The sequence below is a fragment of the Prescottella soli genome, from assembly GCF_040024445.1.
Taxonomy (GTDB): domain Bacteria; phylum Actinomycetota; class Actinomycetes; order Mycobacteriales; family Mycobacteriaceae; genus Prescottella; species Prescottella soli.
Genome location: NZ_CP157276.1, coordinates 4497454 through 4515659, shown reverse-complemented (window position 1 = coordinate 4515659; position 18206 = coordinate 4497454). Strand labels below are relative to the sequence as shown.

At 67.4% G+C, this 18206-nt stretch carries 16 protein-coding genes; 4 read left to right on the top strand and 12 right to left on the bottom strand.

Annotation, left to right across the window (positions count from 1 at the left end; all coding sequences use genetic code 11):
* Positions 1-7 precede the first annotated feature (7 nt).
* From trpS to ABI214_RS20900, 8 genes are all read right to left on the bottom strand, one after another.
* Complete coding sequence (gene trpS, locus ABI214_RS20935; protein ID WP_348604379.1) at positions 8-1051, bottom strand: tryptophan--tRNA ligase; 1044 nt, start codon at positions 1049-1051, stop codon at positions 8-10.
* 14 nt (positions 1052-1065) lie between these two features.
* A complete protein-coding gene (locus tag ABI214_RS20930) occupies positions 1066-1506 on the bottom strand; it encodes a barstar family protein (RefSeq protein ID WP_348604378.1) in 441 nt (146 codons plus the stop codon).
* Complete coding sequence (locus ABI214_RS20925; protein WP_348604377.1) at positions 1506-2024, bottom strand: ribonuclease domain-containing protein; 519 nt, start codon at positions 2022-2024, stop codon at positions 1506-1508. The genes ABI214_RS20930 and ABI214_RS20925 overlap by 1 nt, the downstream gene beginning before the upstream one ends.
* Positions 2024-2827: an exodeoxyribonuclease III gene (locus tag ABI214_RS20920; RefSeq protein WP_348604376.1), complete on the bottom strand. Its 804-nt coding sequence runs from the start codon at positions 2825-2827 to the stop codon at positions 2024-2026. The genes ABI214_RS20925 and ABI214_RS20920 overlap by 1 nt, the downstream gene beginning before the upstream one ends.
* A 53-nt stretch (positions 2828-2880) precedes the next feature.
* Positions 2881-4512 carry an AMP-dependent synthetase/ligase gene (locus ABI214_RS20915; protein WP_348604375.1) on the bottom strand — a complete coding sequence of 544 codons (1632 nt, stop codon included), beginning with the start codon at positions 4510-4512 and terminating at the stop codon, positions 2881-2883.
* A 67-nt stretch (positions 4513-4579) separates the two neighbouring features.
* Positions 4580-6097 (bottom strand): flavin-containing monooxygenase, encoded by a 1518-nt coding sequence (locus ABI214_RS20910; protein ID WP_348604374.1) that lies wholly within the window; start codon positions 6095-6097, stop codon positions 4580-4582.
* Positions 6094-7341 (bottom strand): serine hydrolase domain-containing protein, encoded by a 1248-nt coding sequence (locus tag ABI214_RS20905; RefSeq protein ID WP_348604373.1) that lies wholly within the window; start codon positions 7339-7341, stop codon positions 6094-6096. The genes ABI214_RS20910 and ABI214_RS20905 overlap by 4 nt, the downstream gene beginning before the upstream one ends.
* Positions 7342-7376: 35 nt before the next feature.
* Positions 7377-8150: an SDR family NAD(P)-dependent oxidoreductase gene (locus tag ABI214_RS20900; RefSeq protein ID WP_348604372.1), complete on the bottom strand. Its 774-nt coding sequence runs from the start codon at positions 8148-8150 to the stop codon at positions 7377-7379.
* Positions 8151-8400: 250 nt separating this feature from the next.
* Between ABI214_RS20900 and ABI214_RS20895 the strand changes: the two genes are divergently transcribed.
* The 4 genes from ABI214_RS20895 (at position 8401) to ABI214_RS20880 (ending at position 12278) form a co-directional block, all read left to right on the top strand.
* On the top strand, positions 8401-9291 hold the full coding sequence (locus ABI214_RS20895; protein WP_348604371.1) for a crotonase/enoyl-CoA hydratase family protein: 891 nt from the start codon (positions 8401-8403) through the stop codon (positions 9289-9291).
* Entirely contained in the window at positions 9275-9889 is a 615-nt protein-coding gene (locus ABI214_RS20890) for a TetR/AcrR family transcriptional regulator (protein ID WP_348604370.1), read from the top strand. The genes ABI214_RS20895 and ABI214_RS20890 overlap by 17 nt, the downstream gene beginning before the upstream one ends.
* Before the next feature lie 169 nt (positions 9890-10058).
* Positions 10059-11567, top strand: coding sequence for a long-chain-fatty-acid--CoA ligase (locus ABI214_RS20885; RefSeq protein WP_348604369.1), 1509 nt, complete (start codon positions 10059-10061; stop codon positions 11565-11567).
* A gap of 108 nt (positions 11568-11675) precedes the next feature.
* Entirely contained in the window at positions 11676-12278 is a 603-nt protein-coding gene (locus ABI214_RS20880) for a TetR/AcrR family transcriptional regulator (protein ID WP_348604368.1), read from the top strand.
* A gap of 37 nt (positions 12279-12315) precedes the next feature.
* Here the strand turns inward: ABI214_RS20880 and ABI214_RS20875 are convergent, their stop codons facing one another.
* The 4 genes from ABI214_RS20875 to ABI214_RS20860 all read right to left on the bottom strand — a co-directional run bounded on the left by ABI214_RS20875 (position 12316) and on the right by ABI214_RS20860 (position 18175).
* Positions 12316-13515, bottom strand: coding sequence for an MFS transporter (locus tag ABI214_RS20875; RefSeq protein ID WP_408586217.1), 1200 nt, complete (start codon positions 13513-13515; stop codon positions 12316-12318).
* A 114-nt stretch (positions 13516-13629) separates the two neighbouring features.
* On the bottom strand, positions 13630-14847 hold the full coding sequence (locus ABI214_RS20870) for an NADP-dependent isocitrate dehydrogenase (protein ID WP_348604367.1): 1218 nt from the start codon (positions 14845-14847) through the stop codon (positions 13630-13632).
* 280 nt (positions 14848-15127) lie between these two features.
* Positions 15128-16714 (bottom strand): histidine ammonia-lyase, encoded by a 1587-nt coding sequence (gene hutH, locus ABI214_RS20865; protein ID WP_348604366.1) that lies wholly within the window; start codon positions 16712-16714, stop codon positions 15128-15130.
* Between the two features lie 60 nt (positions 16715-16774).
* Positions 16775-18175 carry an amino acid permease gene (locus tag ABI214_RS20860; protein ID WP_408586214.1) on the bottom strand — a complete coding sequence of 467 codons (1401 nt, stop codon included), beginning with the start codon at positions 18173-18175 and terminating at the stop codon, positions 16775-16777.
* Positions 18176-18206 lie beyond the last annotated feature (31 nt).

The following is an 18206-nucleotide window of genomic DNA, read 5'->3' as shown; positions in this document are numbered from 1 at the left end:
GTACGAATTACCCCCTGGTGGTCAGGAATCCCACCTTCTCATAGACCTGGCCGAGTGTCCGGCCGGCGACCTCCCGGGCGCGGTCGGCGCCAGCCGCCAGGATCCGGTCGAGTTCCGCGCGATCGGACAGGTAGGCGTCGACCTTCTCGCGCAGCGGGGTGACGAACTCGGCGAGCACCTCGGCCGTGTCCGCCTTCAGGTCGCCGTAGCCGCGGCCCTGGTAGCCCGCGACGAGGTCGTCGACGCTCTTGCCGGACAGCGCCGACTGGATCGTCAGCAGGTTGCTGACGCCGGGCTTGTTCTCCGGGTCGAAACGGATCTCGCGCTCGTTGTCGGTGACGGCGGACTTGATCTTCTTGGCCGAGATCTTGGGATCGTCCAGCAGGTTGATCAGCCCGGCCGGCGTCGGCCCGGACTTGCTCATCTTCGACGTCGGGTCCTGCAGGTCGTAGATCTTGGCGGTGCCCTTGATGATCTGCGGTTCGGGGACCACGAACGTCTTGCCGAACCGGGTGTTGAACCGGCCGGCCAGGTCGCGGGCCAGCTCGAGGTGCTGGCGCTGGTCCTCGCCCACCGGCACGCGCTGCGGGCGGTAGAGCAGGATGTCGGCGGCCATCAGGACCGGGTACGTGAACAGGCCGACGCTGGCGTGCTCGCTGCCCTGACGCGCGGCCTTGTCCTTGAACTGCGTCATGCGGCTGGCCTCACCGAAGCCGGTGATGCAGTTGAGCACCCACGCCAGCTCGGCGTGCTCGGGCACCTGGCTCTGCACGAACAGCGTCGCCCGCTCGGGATCGATGCCGACGGCCAGCAGCTGCGCGACGGCCCGCAGGGTGCGCTGCCGCAGCTCCTTGGGATCCTGCGGCACGGTGATGGCGTGCAGGTCGGGGATGAAGTAGAAGGCGTCGAAGTCGTCCTGCAGGGGCACCCACTGCTGCAGCGCACCGAGGAAGTTGCCGAGGTGGAACGAATCGGCGGTGGGCTGGATACCCGACAGGACGCGAGGCTTCGCGGTCGGTTGGGTCGTGGGCTTCTCTGCAGTGCTCGACATAATCCCCGATACTTTCACGCGCCGGGATCGGCGATGCGAGGCAGGTGCACGCCGGCGGCAGCGAAACGGTCGACGACAGTGTCCTCGTGCCCGGGCCGCACCTGCAACACGATCGACGCGGTGGTCTGGCCGACGGCCGCCGCGAACCACGACAGCTGGGTCGGCTGCTCTTTCAGCAGGACGTCGGCGTCGAGCACCAGCACCACCGCGTCGGCGCCGACGGTGTCGCCGATCTCGGAGAAACACTCGTCGAAGGCGTCCTTGTTGCGGCCGAAGTAGTACGGGAACTGCAGCGCGGCGGCGAACTCGTCGAACAGCGCCGCGACGGTCGGCATGCGCCGGCCGCGTACGTGCCGCACCGGACGGAGGCCGCGCAGGTCCTCCTCGATGCCCGCGGCCCGGCCCGGACCTGCAACCAGCAGCGCCAGCCCGCTCGGGAACGTCGGCGTCGGCATCAGCGCATCCTCACGAACGTGTCGTAGTGGTCGTCGGTGTACCACGCGGAACCGTCGCTGCCGGTGATGATGCGTTCGGCGTCGCGGCCGCGGCCGCTCTGCTTCCGGTTGACGTCCCACTCCTGATAGCGGACCTTCTGCCCGCCGCTCGACGCGGGCAGTCGGCCCTCGTGGTTGCCGAACGTCCGGCCGCCCTCGGTGCCGGGGGCGTCGGAGGGCGGCCACCGGCCGGCGTCGATCGCGGCGAGCGTGGCCCACGCGGTCTGCGGAACCGCGCTCGACGGCCGCGCGGCGGTGGTTGTGGCCGAGGCTTTCGCGGCGGTGGTCGTGGCCGAGGCCTTCGCGGTGGTGGTCTTCGCCGGTGCACTGCTGGTGACCGAGACCGAAGACGACACGGACGACGCCGCGGGGGTCTTGTCGTCACCGCCGCCCTGAGTTCCCACGACGACCGCCACGGCGAGACCCGCGAGGGCCACCAGCAACGCGATGATCGGGCTCTTCGAACGGGGCGCGGCCATCAGCGGAACTGCACCGTGACGGGCGCATGATCCGACCAGCGCTCGGCGTACGTCGCGGCGCGCTCGACGTGCGCCTCCTTCGCCCGCTCCGCCAGCCCCGGCGTGGTGAGGTGGTAGTCGATGCGCCATCCCGCGTCGGTGTCGAACGCCTTGCCGCGGTACGACCACCACGAGTACGGGCCGTCGACCTCGGGGTGCAGTGTGCGGACGACGTCCACCCACGCACCCTCGGTGAGCAGTCCGTCGACCCACGCGCGCTCGCCCGGGAGGAACCCGGACTTCTTGACGTTGCCCTTCCAGTTCTTGATGTCCCGCTCGGTGTGGGCGATGTTCCAGTCGCCGCACACGAGAATCTCGCGTCCGGCCGCGGCGGCCGCGTCGGCGCTGCGGCCGAGGTGCGCGGCGAACGACGCCATGAAGCGTTCCTTCTGCTCCTGCTTGGGGGTCTCGGCCTCACCGGTCGGCAGGTACAGGCTGCCGACGGTCAACGCGTCGAAGTCGGCCTCGATGTAGCGGCCGGCGTCGGCGAACTCGTCGTCGCCGAACCCGATGCGCACGGCGTCGGCGGGGCGGCGCGACAGCACGGCCACACCGTTGCGGCCCTTGGCGGACGGCTCGGCCGAGGCGACGTGCCAGCCGGCGTCGAGGGCGGGCGCGAGGGTCTCACGCAGTTGCGCGTCCGACGCGCGCGTCTCCTGCAGGCAGACGACGTCCGCCTGTGAGTCCGTCAGCCACTCGAGCAGACCCTTCTTGGCCGCCGCGCGGACGCCGTTGACATTGACCGTGGTGATGATGTGGGGCACGCGAAGAACCGTAGCCGAGACCGCCGACGAGCAGCTCTCGCGCGATCCTGCGCCTACGCGGGCGGGTACAGCGCCTCGATGGCGGACGCGTACTTGTCATGGATCGCGCGCCGCTTGATCTTGAGGCTCGGCGTGAGCTCGCCCCCGTCCGCGGTCCATTCCGCCGCGAGCACCGAGTAGCGCTTGACCTGCTCTACGCGTGCGAGCTCTTCGTTCGCGACCGCGACGGCACTATCGAGTTCGGCGATCACCTCAGGGTGCGAGGCGAGATCGGAAACCGAATCGAATGCAATCCCGCGTGCGGCCGCCCACGCGGCCACCGCGTCCTGATCGAGCACGATCAGTGCGACGACGTACGGCCGACGGTCACCGTAGGCCAATGCCTGCCCGATCATCGGGTGCTTGGTCAGCAGCGCCTCCACCGCGACCGGCGCGATGTTCTTCCCGCCCGCCGTGATGATCAGGTCCTTCTTGCGGTCGACGATGTAGAGGTGCCCGTCGGCGTCGAGTCGTCCGACGTCGCCCGAGTGCATCCATCCGGCGCTGTCCGTGACCGGAAGGACGGATCCGTCCTCCTGAAGGTATCCGCCGGCGACGATCGGACCTCGGACCAGCACCTCCCCGTCGTCGAGCAGCTTGATCTCGGTACCCGGAATCGGCATTCCGACGGAACCGAACCGGAAATCGTCCGCGTTGGTCGAGGTTGCCACACCCGTCGTTTCGGTCATCCCCCATGCCTCGACGATCGACAGTCCCCGCTCCCGGAAGTACTCCTGCACGTCGACCGGCAACGGCGCTGCAGCGCTGCACGCCCAGGTGACCTGGTCGAGGCCGACGTCGGCCAGCGACGACTCCGGTCGCGCACGCAGCGCCGCCGCGAGCTTCTCCCAGATCCTGGGGACACCGAAGACGCTGTTCGGACGGGTCTCGCGCAGCACGCCGACGAGCACGCCGGGGTCCGGACAGAACGTCACGTGTCCCGCCTTGTGGATGATCATGTAGACCGACACCATGCGCTCCGCGATGTGCGCCAACGGCAGATAGCAGACGCTTCGGAAGTGCCTGGGCGCGGGCGCTGCAGCGTCCCTCGCCTCGGCATTGGCGATCACGTTGCGGTGGGACAGGATCACGCCCTTGGGGACTCCGGTCGTCCCGGAGGTGTAGATCAGGGTGACGGGATCGTCCTCTGTGATGTCGCGCCAGCCGGCCTCGAATGCGTCCAGGTCGACCTCGTCGGCCATCACGTCGGCCCACGTCAGGAAGCGGGGATCGTCGGCCACCCGCGCAGTGGGGTCGAGAACGACGACATGCTCGAGTCCGGGGAGGCTGTCCAGCACCGGAAGCCAACTCTCTACCTCGGCAGGACCTTCCAGGACCGCGACCCGTACGCCGGCGTGCTGCGCCAGGTAGGCGATCTGGTTGGGCGGCATGGTGCCGTAGACCGTCGTCGGAAGCGCCCCGAGATGCACGACGGCCTGATCCGTCAACCAGTGCTCCGGACGACTGGACATCATGATCGCGACGCGATCACCCTTCGTCACACCCAGGCCGGCGAGGCCCAGCGCGATCCGTGCGATTCGCAGCCGGGTGTCGCTCCAGGTCAGGACCTCCCCGTCGTGGGAGAGCGCCGGCTTGTCGCCGAACTCTTCGGCATTGCGGTGGAGCAACTGCGGAACTGTCGTCATTACAGAGCCTTTCTGGGATGAGCTCGGTTGCCGGTCGGATGCCGAACGGTTTCGGACACAGGGCTTTTCAGCTGATGGATGCAGTCGATCCAGCGAAAGCCGGGCGCCGCTTCCGCTGGTAGTCAGAGCGCCGTATGAAGCGGGTGCGGAACCAGTAGGACAGCGTCGATCGAGGCCACAGCAGCGTGTTGCGACCGGTGACGGGATCCTGGTACCAACTCTTGCACCCACCCGCCTGCCACACAGTCGAGGACAGCCGGCCCTGGAGGAACCGGTTGAAGCGTTCCTGGGCGTCCCGCCTGACCTCGAGCAGGCCATCGCGGCCGGCGTACCGGAGGCACCTGATCATGTACCTGACCTGCGCCTCGATCATGAACACCTGCGAATTGTGGCCGAGGCCGGTGTTCGGGCCACACAGCAGGAACAGATTCGGGAATCCCGACACCGTGGTGCCGAGGTAGGCCTCCGGGCCAGAGGCCCACTGGGATCCGAGGGCCGCTCCGTCGCGTCCGTGGATCGGAACCCGCGTCAGGCTGTTCTGCGCGTCGAAGCCGGTACCGAAGATGAGAACGTCGGCGTCGTACTCGGATCCGTCCGTCGCGAGTATCGAGTGCGCGCGCACCTCCTCGATACCGGTCGTGACGACGTCGACGTGCGGTTTCGCCAGCGCCGGATAGTAGTCACTCGAGATGAGCAGGCGCTTACAGCCAATCGCATAGTCGGGGGTGAGCTTCTTTCGCAGCTCGTGATCACGAATCTGCTTCGCGCGGTGCGCTTCTGCCAGTTCCCGAGTCGGGCCCATCTTCGACGCGTCGGACACGAATCCCCGGGCGCGCTTCTCGTGGATCCAGAACAGCCTGGCGCGCCGGTACCAGCGCTTGATCGGGTTGCGCCGCATCTCTTCCCGCTCGTCCTCGCCGAACGCACGGTTGAACTTGGGGACGATCCATGGGGCGGTCCGCTGGAACACCGCCAGCTGCGAGGTACGGTCCACGATGGCGGGGACGAACTGGATAGCGCTGGCACCGGTGCCGACGACCGCCACCCGCTTGCCGTCCAGGTCGACCGAATGATCCCAGTGCGCGGAATGGAAGACCGGGCCCTGGAAGTCCTCGATGCCCGGTAGACTCGGGTAGTTGGCGTGGTGCAGAACCCCCATCGCGGACACCAGGAATCGCGCACGGAAGACCGAACCGCCCGCCGCGTGAACCACCCACGAGCCGTCCTCCTCGTCCCAGTCGGCTCCGGTCACCGTCGTACCGAAACGAATGCGCTCGGTGATCCGAAGTTCCGCACTGGTGTCCCGAAGGTAGTCGAGGATCTCGTTCTGCGGCGCGAAGAGGTGGCGCCAGTCCGGATTCTGACGAAAGGAGAAGGAGTAGAGCGGCGACGGGATGTCACAGGCACACCCGGGATAGGTGTTCTCTCGCCACGTGCCTCCGACGTCGTCTGCCTGCTCGAGGATCAGGTATTCGAATCCGCCGGCACGGGAGATCATCGCTGCAGCCGCGAGCCCGGAGAACCCCGCGCCGAGAATGAGCACGTCCGTTCGTGTCGAATCGTCCTGAATGTTGACGGAAGTCATCGTTGTTCCTGTTCACGTTGTGGCCGGCGCCCATCCCGTACGGAGGGCGGTTCCGAGTGGCCGAATGAGCGGTAGATGGCGTCGACGAGGGTCTGCCCGCGCTCGTTGAGCAATGGCCCCGGGCCCAGCTTGTTCATGGTGTAGCCGACGCTCAGCCCGAGATCGGGGTCCGCGAATCCGATCGATCCGCCTGACCCGCAGTGCCCGAATGCGTTGTTCCCGACACGCATGCTGTGCCCGTCCCCGAGCTGTGCCCGGTTGTCCATCGAGAGCATGAATCCCTCGCTGAATCGGGTTGGCATGAGCAGTGTCTCGTCGAAGCCGTCGGACACCGACGTCCCCTGGGGTGGCGCGGATCGGCCGCCGCCGAGAACCGGGTGCCGGACAATGCTCGCGTACAGCTGCGCCAGCCCCCGCGCATTGGTGACGCCGTTCGCCGCGGGGATCTCCGCTGCACGACCGGCACGGGTGTTCACACCGCTCCGAGCCCAATCCCCCGAGTTGAACAAGAAGAGATTCGGGATCGAATCACGCTGGTGAAGAGCGGCATCGAGGAAGGGCGTCGCGACCTCACCTGCGACCGCACCGACGATCGGGGCGATTCGCGGCTCGATTTCCGTCGGCAACCCGATCCAGAAGTCGATTCCCGAGGGGCCGGCGATCTCCGATGCGAAGAACCCACCCACCGTGGAGCCGGTGACGCGGCGGACGACCTCACCGAGTACATGACCGAAGGTCACCGGGTGATAGCCGTGCCGGCTGCCTGGCGTCCAGAGCGGTCGCTGGCCGGCGATGCGACCGACCATGTAGTCCCAGTCTTCGAGTGCGCTCGGCCCGAGCGGCTCGGTCAGCACGGGTATTCCCGCCGAGTGGTTGAGCAGCATCCCGATCGTGATGTCGCGCTTGCCGTTCGCGGCGAACTGCGGCCAGACGTCGGCCACCGGCATGTCAGAGCGGATCTCTCCGGATTCCGTGAGGAGGTGGATGCACAGCGCGACCGCAGCCTTGGTGCACGAGAACACGACACCGACCGTGTCCTGCTCCCATCGGCGCCCCGTCGCCGGGTCGGCGACTCCACCCCACAGATCCACGACCGGCCTGCCGTCGACGAGGACACACAGTGACGCGCCCATCTCGCCGCGCTCGGTGAAGTTCCGTTCGAACTCCTCCACGACCGCGGCAAACGCCGTGTCGGCGACACCGGCCACCGAGGACGTCACGCCCGTCCCGATGCCGAACTTCATGTGCAACAGCTCCTTCCACGGGGTCGGAAACGACGTCAGTGGTAGAGACCCTCGGTATTGATCCCGGCGCCCCCGTCGACCCGCAACGACTGACCGGTGATGCCACCCGCACCGGACGACATCAGGAACAGAACCGTCGCCACCACCTCGTTCACGTCCACCAGGCGCTTCATCGCGACGTTCCGCAACACCCGAGAACGGGTGGACTCGGGCATCGCGAGAACCTTCGGGGTGGCGACCAACCCGGGGACGACGGCGTTGACCCGGATACCCGACTCAGCCCACTCCGCCGCAAGCGTGCGGACCAACCCGACCACTCCCGCCTTCGAAGCCGCGTAGGACACCTGACCGGGCAGACCGTCCATGGCTCCGGTCGACGAGAAGAGCACCAGGTTGGCGGAACTGCTCGCACACAGCGCGGCGTAGGACGCCTGCGCGGTCCAGAACTGCGACAGCAGATTTGCCTCGATATCGCGCCGGAAGACACTCGGCGAGAACGTCTTGGCGCGATGCACCGTCGCGACACTCGCAGCCGCACCGATCAAGCAGTCCAGTCCCCCGAGGAGCGACACGGCGCGCTCGACGGCCGCCGCAGCGGCCGACTCGTCCGCGAGATCCGCCTCGACCAGCGGGATCGACCCGAGCTCGTCCGGCAATCCCGTTCCCGGGCGGTCGATTCCGACGACGTCGCAACCACGTGCGACCAGTGCCGCGATCAGCGCCGCGCCGATACCTCCCGCCGCACCGGTGACGACGACCTTGGTCCCGGGCCTCGGGGCCGTGAGTGGACCGACTGCTGACAACTCCATGGCGGCCAACCGCCTCTCTATGCGAATCAAAGGAATCGGATGCTGTTTGTGCACAACACCATTGGGTCGATCGATCGATCGACCGCTTGAGTGCGCCTCAAGTTACCCACGCCACACGCGTCCGTCAATGGCCCCGAGCGACGGTTACCCACTCGGGCCGCCGGCGCCCGACACGGGATGCACCACAGGGGTAGACAGCCGCCTCGAACAAAAGCTAAAGTGAATTCACTTTACCAATGGAAGGTGGAAGATGTACGAGACTCTGATCTACTCCGTCGCAGGCCCCGTCGCCACGATCACGTTCAACCGCCCCGAGCGACTGAACACCATCGTCCCGCCGATGCCCGACGAGTTCCAGGACGCTATGACGAAGGCGAACCGTGACCCCGAGGTGAAGGTGGTCGTCGTTCGCGGCGCCGGTCGATCCTTCTGCGCGGGATACGATTTCAGCGGCGGCTTCCGCCACTGGGACGACCAGCTGACAACCGACGGCAAGTGGGATGCCGGCAAGGATTTCGTCATGGCGACCGCACACTCGGAGTCGCCGACCCAGAAGTTCATGAGCATCTGGCGCAGCCCCAAGCCGGTGATCGCCCAGATCCACGGCTGGTGCATCGGTGGCGGCAGCGAGATGGCGCTGGGCGCCGACTTCGTGATCGCTTCCGAGGACGCCCGGATCGGCACCCCGTACGCGCGAATGTGGGGATGCCACCTCTCCGGCATGTGGATCTACCGACTCGGGCTGGCGAAGGCCAAGGAGTATGCTCTCACCGGCAAACCGGTCTCCGGCGCACAGGCCGCGGAGATCGGACTCATCAACAAGGCGGTGCCGTTTGCAGAGCTCGAGGACGAGGTCGCACGCCTGGCCGAGCAGCTGGCCAGCATTCCGGTCTCCCAGCTCTCCGCGATGAAGCTCATCGTCAACCAGGCCTACGAGAACATGGGTCTGGCCAGCACGCAGATGCTCGGTCCGATCCTCGACGGGCTGATGCGCAACACTCCCGAGGCGCTGCATTTCATCGAACTCGCCGAACAGCAGGGCGTCGGCGCCGTGACCACCTTGCGAGACACGCCGTTCGGGGATTACAGCACCGCACCCAAGGAAGAGCAGCCGGACCCGAACAATGTCATTGTCCCCTGACAGGTCCCCCCAGTCGCTGACGGCCCGAGGAGGCGCAACTCGACTACGCCTCATCGAGGCCGCCCGCGCGGAACTGCTGGAGACCGGCGGGACCCTGGAGGTGGCCAAGGTCGCCGCACGCGCCGAGGCCTCTCCAGGTCTGCTCTACCGCTACTTCGGCGCCAAGGACGGCCTGGTCGCGGCCGTCGTCCACGGCTTCTACGACTCTTACGACGACGCTGTCTTCGCCGTCGCGGTGTCCCCGGAACTCGGCTGGACCGAACGGGAGCGCCAGCGACTCTCCCGAGAGATCGACTTCCTGTGCGAGGACCCGCTCGCCCGCATCATCGTGGGCCGGCGGCTGCGCGAGCCGTCCGCCGCACAGGCGGACGCGGAACGGCTCGCGACCCAGATCGACATGGCTGCACGCAATGTCGCCCACGCACAGCGCAACGGCGAGGTCGACCCAGCGGTCGATGCCCGACTGGTCTCGGCTGCGTTCCTCGGAGCGTTCCGCGAACTCATGGCTGAGGCGATGAGCCGCGAAATCACTCCCTCACGCCAGGAGTTGCTGGACACCATCTGGCGACTCGGCGCCAGCATCATCCCTAGCGCCTGATCGCAGAGAAACCTTCGCGCATCACGGCACCCTTGCTCGATACCTCACTCCGATTCCCCTCCCGCTGCGGTGAGCGCGGGAGTCGAACGCATCCGGGACCCTGCACGTCCCGCCCATAGAGACTGCCGCGCGAGGTCGCGCCCTCGATTCGCGGCCACAGGAGAGAAACATGGGAAACCTTGCACTCAACCTCGCGGCGACCGTCGCGAACACGCCCGAGGCGCCGGCCTTGCGGCTCGGCGACCTCACGCTGGACTATGCGGCAGTGGACGCCGCCACCGCCCGGGTCGCCGGGCTACTCCGGGCCCGAGGAATCGGGCCGGGCGACGTCGTCGGAATCAGCTTGCCGAACGTCCCGGCCTTCGCGATCTGCTACTACGGCGTGCTCCGTGCCGGAGGGATCGTCGTTCCGCTCAACCCACTCCTCAAGGAACGGGAACTGGCGTTCCACCTCGAGGACGCGGGCGCCAAGGTCCTGTTCGCGTGGGAGGACGTGGCGGACACCGCACGGGCCGGCGCCGCCGAAACCGGCGCCGAGCCGGTGATCGTCCCCGCCGACGGACTCGACGAACTCCTCGCACACGTCGAACCCGCGTGGGAACACGCGGAACGCCACGACGACGACACCGCGGTGATCCTCTACACCTCCGGCACCACGGGTAAGCCCAAGGGAGCCGAACTCACGCACGCGAACCTCGCCGCAAACTGCGAGGTCGTCGCGTCGACCCTGCTGAATCTCTCGCCTCGCGACGTGGTGCTGGGTGCGCTCCCGCTCTTTCACGTCTTCGGTCAGACCTTCGCGCTGAACACGGTGATCAAGGTCGGTGCCCTGCTCACATTGGTGCCGCGTTTCGATCCCGCGGTCGTGCTCGAGGTACTGGAACGGGACCGGGTCACCGTCTTCGAGGGTGTCCCGACGATGTACACCGCACTGCTGCACCACCCCGGCGCGGCGACGTACGACGTGTCCGGCCTGCGGCTGTGCGTGTCGGGTGGGGCTGCGATGCCGGTCGAGGTGATGCGCGGCTTCGAGGAATCGTTCGGCTGCACAGTTCTCGAGGGCTACGGGCTGTCCGAGACCAGCCCGGTGGTCTCGTTCAACCTCCCCGACCGCGAACGCAAGGCCGGCTCGATCGGCGTGCCGGTACCCGGAGTGAAGATGCGACTGGTCGACGACGCCGGTGAGGATGTCGAGGAAGGCGAGGTCGGAGAGATCGCGATCCGCGGCCACAACGTGATGAAGGGCTACTGGGGAAATCCGTCCGCAACTGCCGCGGCGATCCCCGACGGCTGGTTCCGCACCGGCGATCTGGCCCGACGCGACACCGACGGCTACTACTTCATCGTCGACCGGAAGAAGGATCTCGTGATCCGCGGCGGATACAACGTCTATCCCCGGGAGATCGAGGAAGTGCTCTACGAGCACACGGACGTGGCCGAGGTGGCCGTCATCGGAGTTCCGGACGCGAGACTCGGCGAGGAGGTGTGTGCTGTCGTGGCTCTCAAGCCCGGCGGTACCGCGACGGCCGACGACCTGACCGAGTTCGCCAAGCTGCGCGTCGCCGCTTACAAGTACCCGCGATACGTGGTGTTGGTCGACGCGCTGCCGAAGGGTGCGACCGGGAAGATCCTCAAGCGAGAGATCACGGTGCCTTCCGACATCGGACGCGCCCGCTGACCAATCCGGGGAGACAGCGAACGGACCAGGCTCCGGGTGTAGGTCGTCCTGCTAGGTTTTTTCGACAGACGCCTGGAACCGGGTGGCGGTCCAGGGTGGGAGGTGGAAGTGGCCAGAAACCTTGGTCTCGACGTCGGCGTCGATGTGGCCGAGCAGATCCGAGTCGAGGCCGCGAACCTCTTCCAGCACCGGGGATACGGTTCGACCGCGATCCGCGACATCGCCGAGGCCGTCGGCATCTCGTCGTCGACGATGTACCACCACTATCGGAACAAGCAGGATGTGCTGTTCGCGATATCCCGGCAGTTCATGATCGAATTCAACGGCGCGCTCCTCCCGGTGCTGAATGATCCGGCGCGCGCGCCGCGAGACCGCCTCGACGACGCGATCAGGCTCCATCTGACGATCAGCAACGCGCGACATACCGAACTGTTGACCATCCGGGGCAACCGCAGTTCGCTGTCCCCCGAACAGTTGGAAACGGTCGTCGGCCTGCAATCCACCTACCAGCGCGCCTTTCGCGACGTCGTCGCCTCCCTCAGCGGACCCGACCCCGGCGACGCCGACCTCACCACGATGGCGCTGATGGACTTGATCAACGGCGTGTGCCAATGGTTCGATCCGTCCGGGTCCCTCTCGATCGACGAGATCGCGGACCGATACATCCGCATGGCCGATTCTCTCGTCGCAGGATCCGCAGGGACCCGCTGAACTGAGCCGCCGATCCACACGAGGGATCGGCGGAGGCTCAGTGTCGGGCCGTCACCACCGCGACGGCGAGCACCACGAGACCCGCGGCGGCCATTCCCGCCCCCACGAGGGCCGGCGCTGCGTAACCGAAGCCCGCCGCGATCACGACGCCGCCGATCCACGCCCCGAACGCGTTCGCGATGTTGAGTGCGGAGTGGTTGAGCGCCGCGGCGAGGGTCTGCGCGTCGGCGGCGACGTCCATCAGCCGGGTCTGCAGACCGGGCACCAGGGCCGAGCCGGCCGCCGCGACGAGGAACAGCACGATCATCGCGGTGTAGGGGTTGTGCGCGGCCACGGCGAAGAGCGCGAGGAGCACGACGAGGGCACCGAGCATCGCGAACAGCCCGGCGGTCAGCGCCCGGTCCGCGAGACGGCCACCGAACATGTTGCCCGCCACCATGCCCAGCCCGTAGACCATCAGCGCGACCGGCACCAGCCCCAACGGCAGTCCGGCGACGTCGGTCATCGTCCAGCCGACGTACGTGTAGACGGCGAACATCCCGCCGAATCCGACGGTCGCGACCACGAGCGTGAGCCACACCTGCCCGCGGCGCAGCGCCGCGAGTTCGGTCCGCGGATCGGTGGTGCGGACCGCCTGCAGCGGGGGCACCCACGCCCAGATCGCCGCGACGGTCAGCGCCCCGATGAGGGCGACAATCGCGAAGGCACTGCGCCAGCCCAGTCCCTGCCCGATCCAGGTGGCCGCGGGCACCCCGACGACGTTGGCGACCGCGAGCCCGCCGATGACCATCGCCACGGCCTTGGCACGATGCCCGGGGCCGGCGAGATACGCGGCGACGAGCGACGCGACTCCGAAGTACGCGCCGTGCGGCAGACCCGCCACGAACCGGGCCACGATCAGACCGCCGTAGTTCGGGGCGACGATCGCGGCGGCGTTGCCCACCGTGAACGCGACCATCAGCGCGACCAACAGCGTCTTGCGGGGCATTCGGGCCGTCAGTGCCGCGATGACCGGGGCCCCCACCACGACGCCCAGCGCGTACGCGGTGATGACGTGCCCGGCGGTGGGCTCGGAGATGCCCAGGCCGCCGGCGATCTGCGGCAGCAGACCCATGGCGACGAACTCGGTGGTGCCGATGCCGAAGCCGCCCAGGGCGAGAGCCAGCATCGCGCGACGGCGGCCGCCGGTCGAGAGGACTGTAATGGTGGACACGGGGGCGGTGGCCGAGACGGTCAAGAAGAAGATGCCTTCCGGGCACGGTGCGAACAGAGATGTCCGACGGTAGTGAAGAAAAGGAAACGGGACGTTCCCACGAGGGGAACGTCCCGTTTCGGTGAAGGGGTTACGCGATTACGCGCGCGCCTTCGCCAGGTTCTCGTCGAGGGTCGCGAGGAACTCCTCGGTGGTCTGCCAACCCTGGTCCGGGCCCACCAGCAGTGCGAGGTCCTTGGTCATCTGGCCGTTCTCGACGGTCTTGATGACGACGTCCTCGAGCTGCTGCGCGAACTCGATCAGCTCCGGGGTGTTGTCCAGCTTGCCGCGGTGCTCGAGGCCACGGGTCCAGGCGAAGATCGACGCGATCGGGTTGGTCGACGTCGGCTTGCCCTGCTGGTGCTGACGGTAGTGGCGCGTGACGGTGCCGTGCGCGGCCTCCGCCTCGACCGTGCGGCCGTCCGGCGTCATCAGCACGGAGGTCATCAGGCCCAGCGAGCCGTAGCCCTGCGCAACGGTGTCGGACTGGACGTCACCGTCGTAGTTCTTGCAGGCCCAGACGTAGCCACCCTCCCACTTGAGGGACGAGGCGACCATGTCGTCGATGAGGCGGTGCTCGTAGGTGAGGCCCGCGGCGTCGAACTCCGCCTTGAACTCTTCCTCATAGATCCGCTGGAACTCGTCCTTGAACATGCCGTCGTAGGCCTTCAGGATCGTGTTCTTGGTCGACAGGTAGACCGGGTAGTTCTGCTGCAGGCCGTAAGACAGTGAGGCCCGCGCGAAGTCCTGGATGGACTTCTTGTAGTTGTACATACCCATGACGACGCCGCCGTCCTCGGGAATGCGGCACACCTCGTGCTGGATCGGCTCGGAGCCGTCCTCGGGGGTGTACGTGATGGTGACCGTGCCGGCGCCGGGGACCTTGAAGTCGGTGGCGCGGTACTGGTCGCCGAACGCGTGACGTCCGACGATCACCGGCTTGGTCCAACCGGGGACCAGACGCGGGACGTTGGAGATCAGGATCGGCGCGCGGAAGATGGTGCCGCCCAGGATGTTACGGATGGTGCCGTTGGGCGACCGCCACATCTTCTTCAGGCCGAATTCCTCGACCCGAGCCTCGTCCGGGGTGATCGTGGCGCACTTGACGCCGACGCCGTGCTTCTTGATCGCTTCCGCAGCGTCGATGGTGACCTGGTCGTCGGTGGCATCGCGATGCTCGATCCCCAGGTCGTAGTACTCGAGATCGACATCCAGGTAGGGATGGATCAGCTTGTCTTTGATGAACTGCCAGATGATGCGGGTCATCTCGTCGCCGTCGAGTTCGACGACCTTGCCTTCGACCTTGATCTTGGACATGGGGGCTTCGCGTCCTCCTAGGAAGTTTCCCTGGTTCCGTTCCCTGGGTATCGGGGGTGTGCGGGCCACTTTGTGAGTGAGCCCGCCAACGGTTCAGTTATCAAACGTATCCGGTCCGGATCTTCCGTGTCAGGGCCGACCCAAACATGACGAGCGTACTGCTATCCGCGGGGAAGGCAACCACTGGGCCGAGAACCGCACACCCTACCGTCCAGTAACCAGGCCTCCGCGGAGGGTCGCCGCGACGCGCGCGGCGACCCTCCGTCAGGAGATCAGCCGATCAGCCGAGTTCGCCGACGACGGCTTCGGCGCTGTCGAGCAGCGCGCCCGACGCGACCAGCTGCACCGCCGCCTCGATCTCCGGCGCGAGGTAACGGTCCGTGCCGGGCCCCTCGACGTGCTCGCGCAGGGTGTTGCGCACCGCGCCGGTCGCCGGGGACGGCTGCAGGGGTGCCCGCAGGTCGAGCCCGCGTGCCGCGGTGAGCGCCTCGATGGCCAGCACCCGGGTGAGTCCGTCGATCGCGCGGCGCAGCTTGCGCGCACCCGACCAGCCCATCGAGACGTGGTCCTCCTGCATCGCCGACGACGGAATCGAGTCCACGCTCGACGGCGCGGCGAGGCGCTTGAGCTCGGACACGATGGCGGCCTGCGTGTACTGGGCGATCATGTGTCCGCTGTCGACACCGGGATCGTCGGCGAGGAACGGCGGCAGTCCGTGATTGCGCGCCTTGTCCAGGAACCGGTCCGTCCGGCGCTCACTCATGCTCGCGACGTCGGCGACGACGATCGCCAGGAAGTCCAGCACGTACGCCACGGGCGCTCCGTGGAAGTTGCCGTTCGACTCGACGCGGCCGTCGAGCGTGACGACCGGATTGTCGACCGCACTGGCCAGCTCGTAGGACGCGATCCGCTCCGCGTGGGCGAGGGTGTCGCGCGCGCCGCCGGCGACCTGCGGTGCGCATCGCAGCGAGTAGGCGTCCTGGACGACCGTGCAGTCCGGGTTCGCGTGGCTGGCGACGATCTCCGAGCCGGCGAGGAGCCGGGTCATGTTCGCGGCCGCGACGGCCTGCCCGGGCTGCGGGCGCAGCGCCTGGAGGTCGGCGGCGAAGACCTTGTCCGTTCCGAGCAGGCCCTCGACGCTCATCGCCGCGGTGATGTCGGCGAGCGAGAGCAGCTTGTGCAGATCGTGGCAGGCGAGGACCAGCTGGCCCAGCATGCCGTCGGTGCCGTTGATGAGGGCGAGGCCCTCCTTCTCCTCGAGCTGGACGGGCTCGATCCCGGCCGCGGCCAACGCCTCGGCCGCGGGCATGAGCGTCCCGGCCGCGTCCCGCACGGTGCCTTCACCGATGACGACGAGCGCGACGTGCGCCAGCGGCGCGAGGTCGCCGGAGCAGCCGAGGCTGCCGTACTCGTGGACCACCGGCGTGATCCCGGACGACAGCAGCGAGGCGTAGACCTGCGCCACCTCCGGGCGAACGCCGGTGCGTCCGGTCGCCAGCGTCGACAGGCGCAGCAGCATCAGCGCGCGGACCACTTCCCGCTCAACCTCGGGACCGGACCCGGCGGCGTGCGAGCGGATGAGGCTGCGCTGCAGCTGCGCCCGCAACTCGAGCGGGATGTGCCGGGTCGCCAGGGCGCCGAAGCCGGTGGACACGCCGTAGACCGGCTTCGGGTCCTCGGCGAGCGCGCGGATGCGGGCGCGGCTCTCGCCGATCGCCGACAGCGCATCGTCGGACAGCTGCACCGTCGCACCGAACCGTGCGACGCGCACGACTTCCTCGGGCGTCACCGCGCCGACACCGACAACGACCGGTGCGATCTCGTTCGCTGCCTCGTCGCCGGTGCGCGGGAGGGTGTTCGTGCTCATTACTTGTTCTCCGTTTCGAAAGTAGAAAGTAGAAGGTCGTGATCGAAGTTGTCGTCGGCGTCAGACGGGATCGACGACGGTCTCTTCGTCGATTGCGGGCTTCGGGTCGTTCGGGCTGACCCAGCGGCGGTAGGCCAGGGCGAGCAGCACCAGCCACACCGCACCGACCACGAGCGCCACCCGGGAGTCGGCGTCGAAGGCCAGGATGGCGATCACGAAGACCAGGAAGCCGATCGCGATCAGCTGTCCGTACGGCCAGAACGGCACCGGGAACTTCAGGGCGGCGGCCTCGTCCGCGCTCATCTTCTTCCGCGAGCGGTACTGGGCGAACAGGATCATCAGCCAGACGAAGATCGTCGCGAAGGTCGCGATCGACGCGATGACGAGGAAGACCCGGTCCGGCATCGCGTAGTTGAGCACCACGCCGACCAACAGCGCGGCGACCATGATCACCACGGTCATCCACGGGACCCCGTTGCGGGAGACTCGGCCCATCGACTTCGGCGCGTACCCACGCTGCGCCATTCCGTACATCATGCGGCCGGCGCCGAAGATGTCACTGTTGATCGCGGACAGCGCAGCGGTGATCACCACGACGTTCAGCACGGTCGCGGCCGGACCGATGCCGAGTCCCTGGAAGATCTGGACGAAGGGGCTGCCCTCGGACCCGATGTTCTGCCACGGGGTGATCGCCATGATCACGGCCAGCGTGAGCACGTAGAAGACGATGATCCGGATGGGCACGGTGTTGATCGCTCGCGGAATGGTCTTCTCCGGATCCTCCGCCTCACCCGCCGTGATACCGATGATCTCGGTACCACCGAACGCGAACATCACGATCGCGAAGCAGCCGAGGAACCCGCCGATCCCGGTGGCGAAGAACCCGCCCTCGTTCCACAGGTTCGACACGCCCTCGCTGGTGTCGTGGAGACCGAACCCGAAGATCAGGACGGCGATACCGCCGGCGATCATCGCCACGATCGCCACGATCTTGACGATCGTGAACCAGAACTCCACCTCACCGAAGACCTTGACGCTGAGCAGGTTGATCGCGCCGATGAAGAAGATGACCGACAGCACCCAGATCCACCGTGGGACATCCGGAAACCAGAAGCCCATGTAGACGCCGAAGGCCGTCACGTCGGCCAGGCAGACCACGACCATCTCGAACGTGTAGGTCCAGCCGGTCGCAAAGCCCGCGAGCGGGCCCAGATGCTTGCTCGCGTACTCGCCGAACGAACCCGAGACCGGGTTGCTCACCGCCATCTCGCCGAGCGCACGGAGCACGATGTAGATCACCGCGCCGCCGATCAAGTAGGCCAGCAGGACGGACGGCCCTGCCTGGGTTATCGCCTCCGCAGAGCCGTAGAAGAGGCCAGTGCCAATGGCGGAACCGAGGGCGATGAAGCGGATATGGCGCGCTGTGAGGCCTCGGGTCAGCTTCGCGGCGGTGTCTGTCACAATCGAACTCCCTGGACGGTGTCGTTATCGG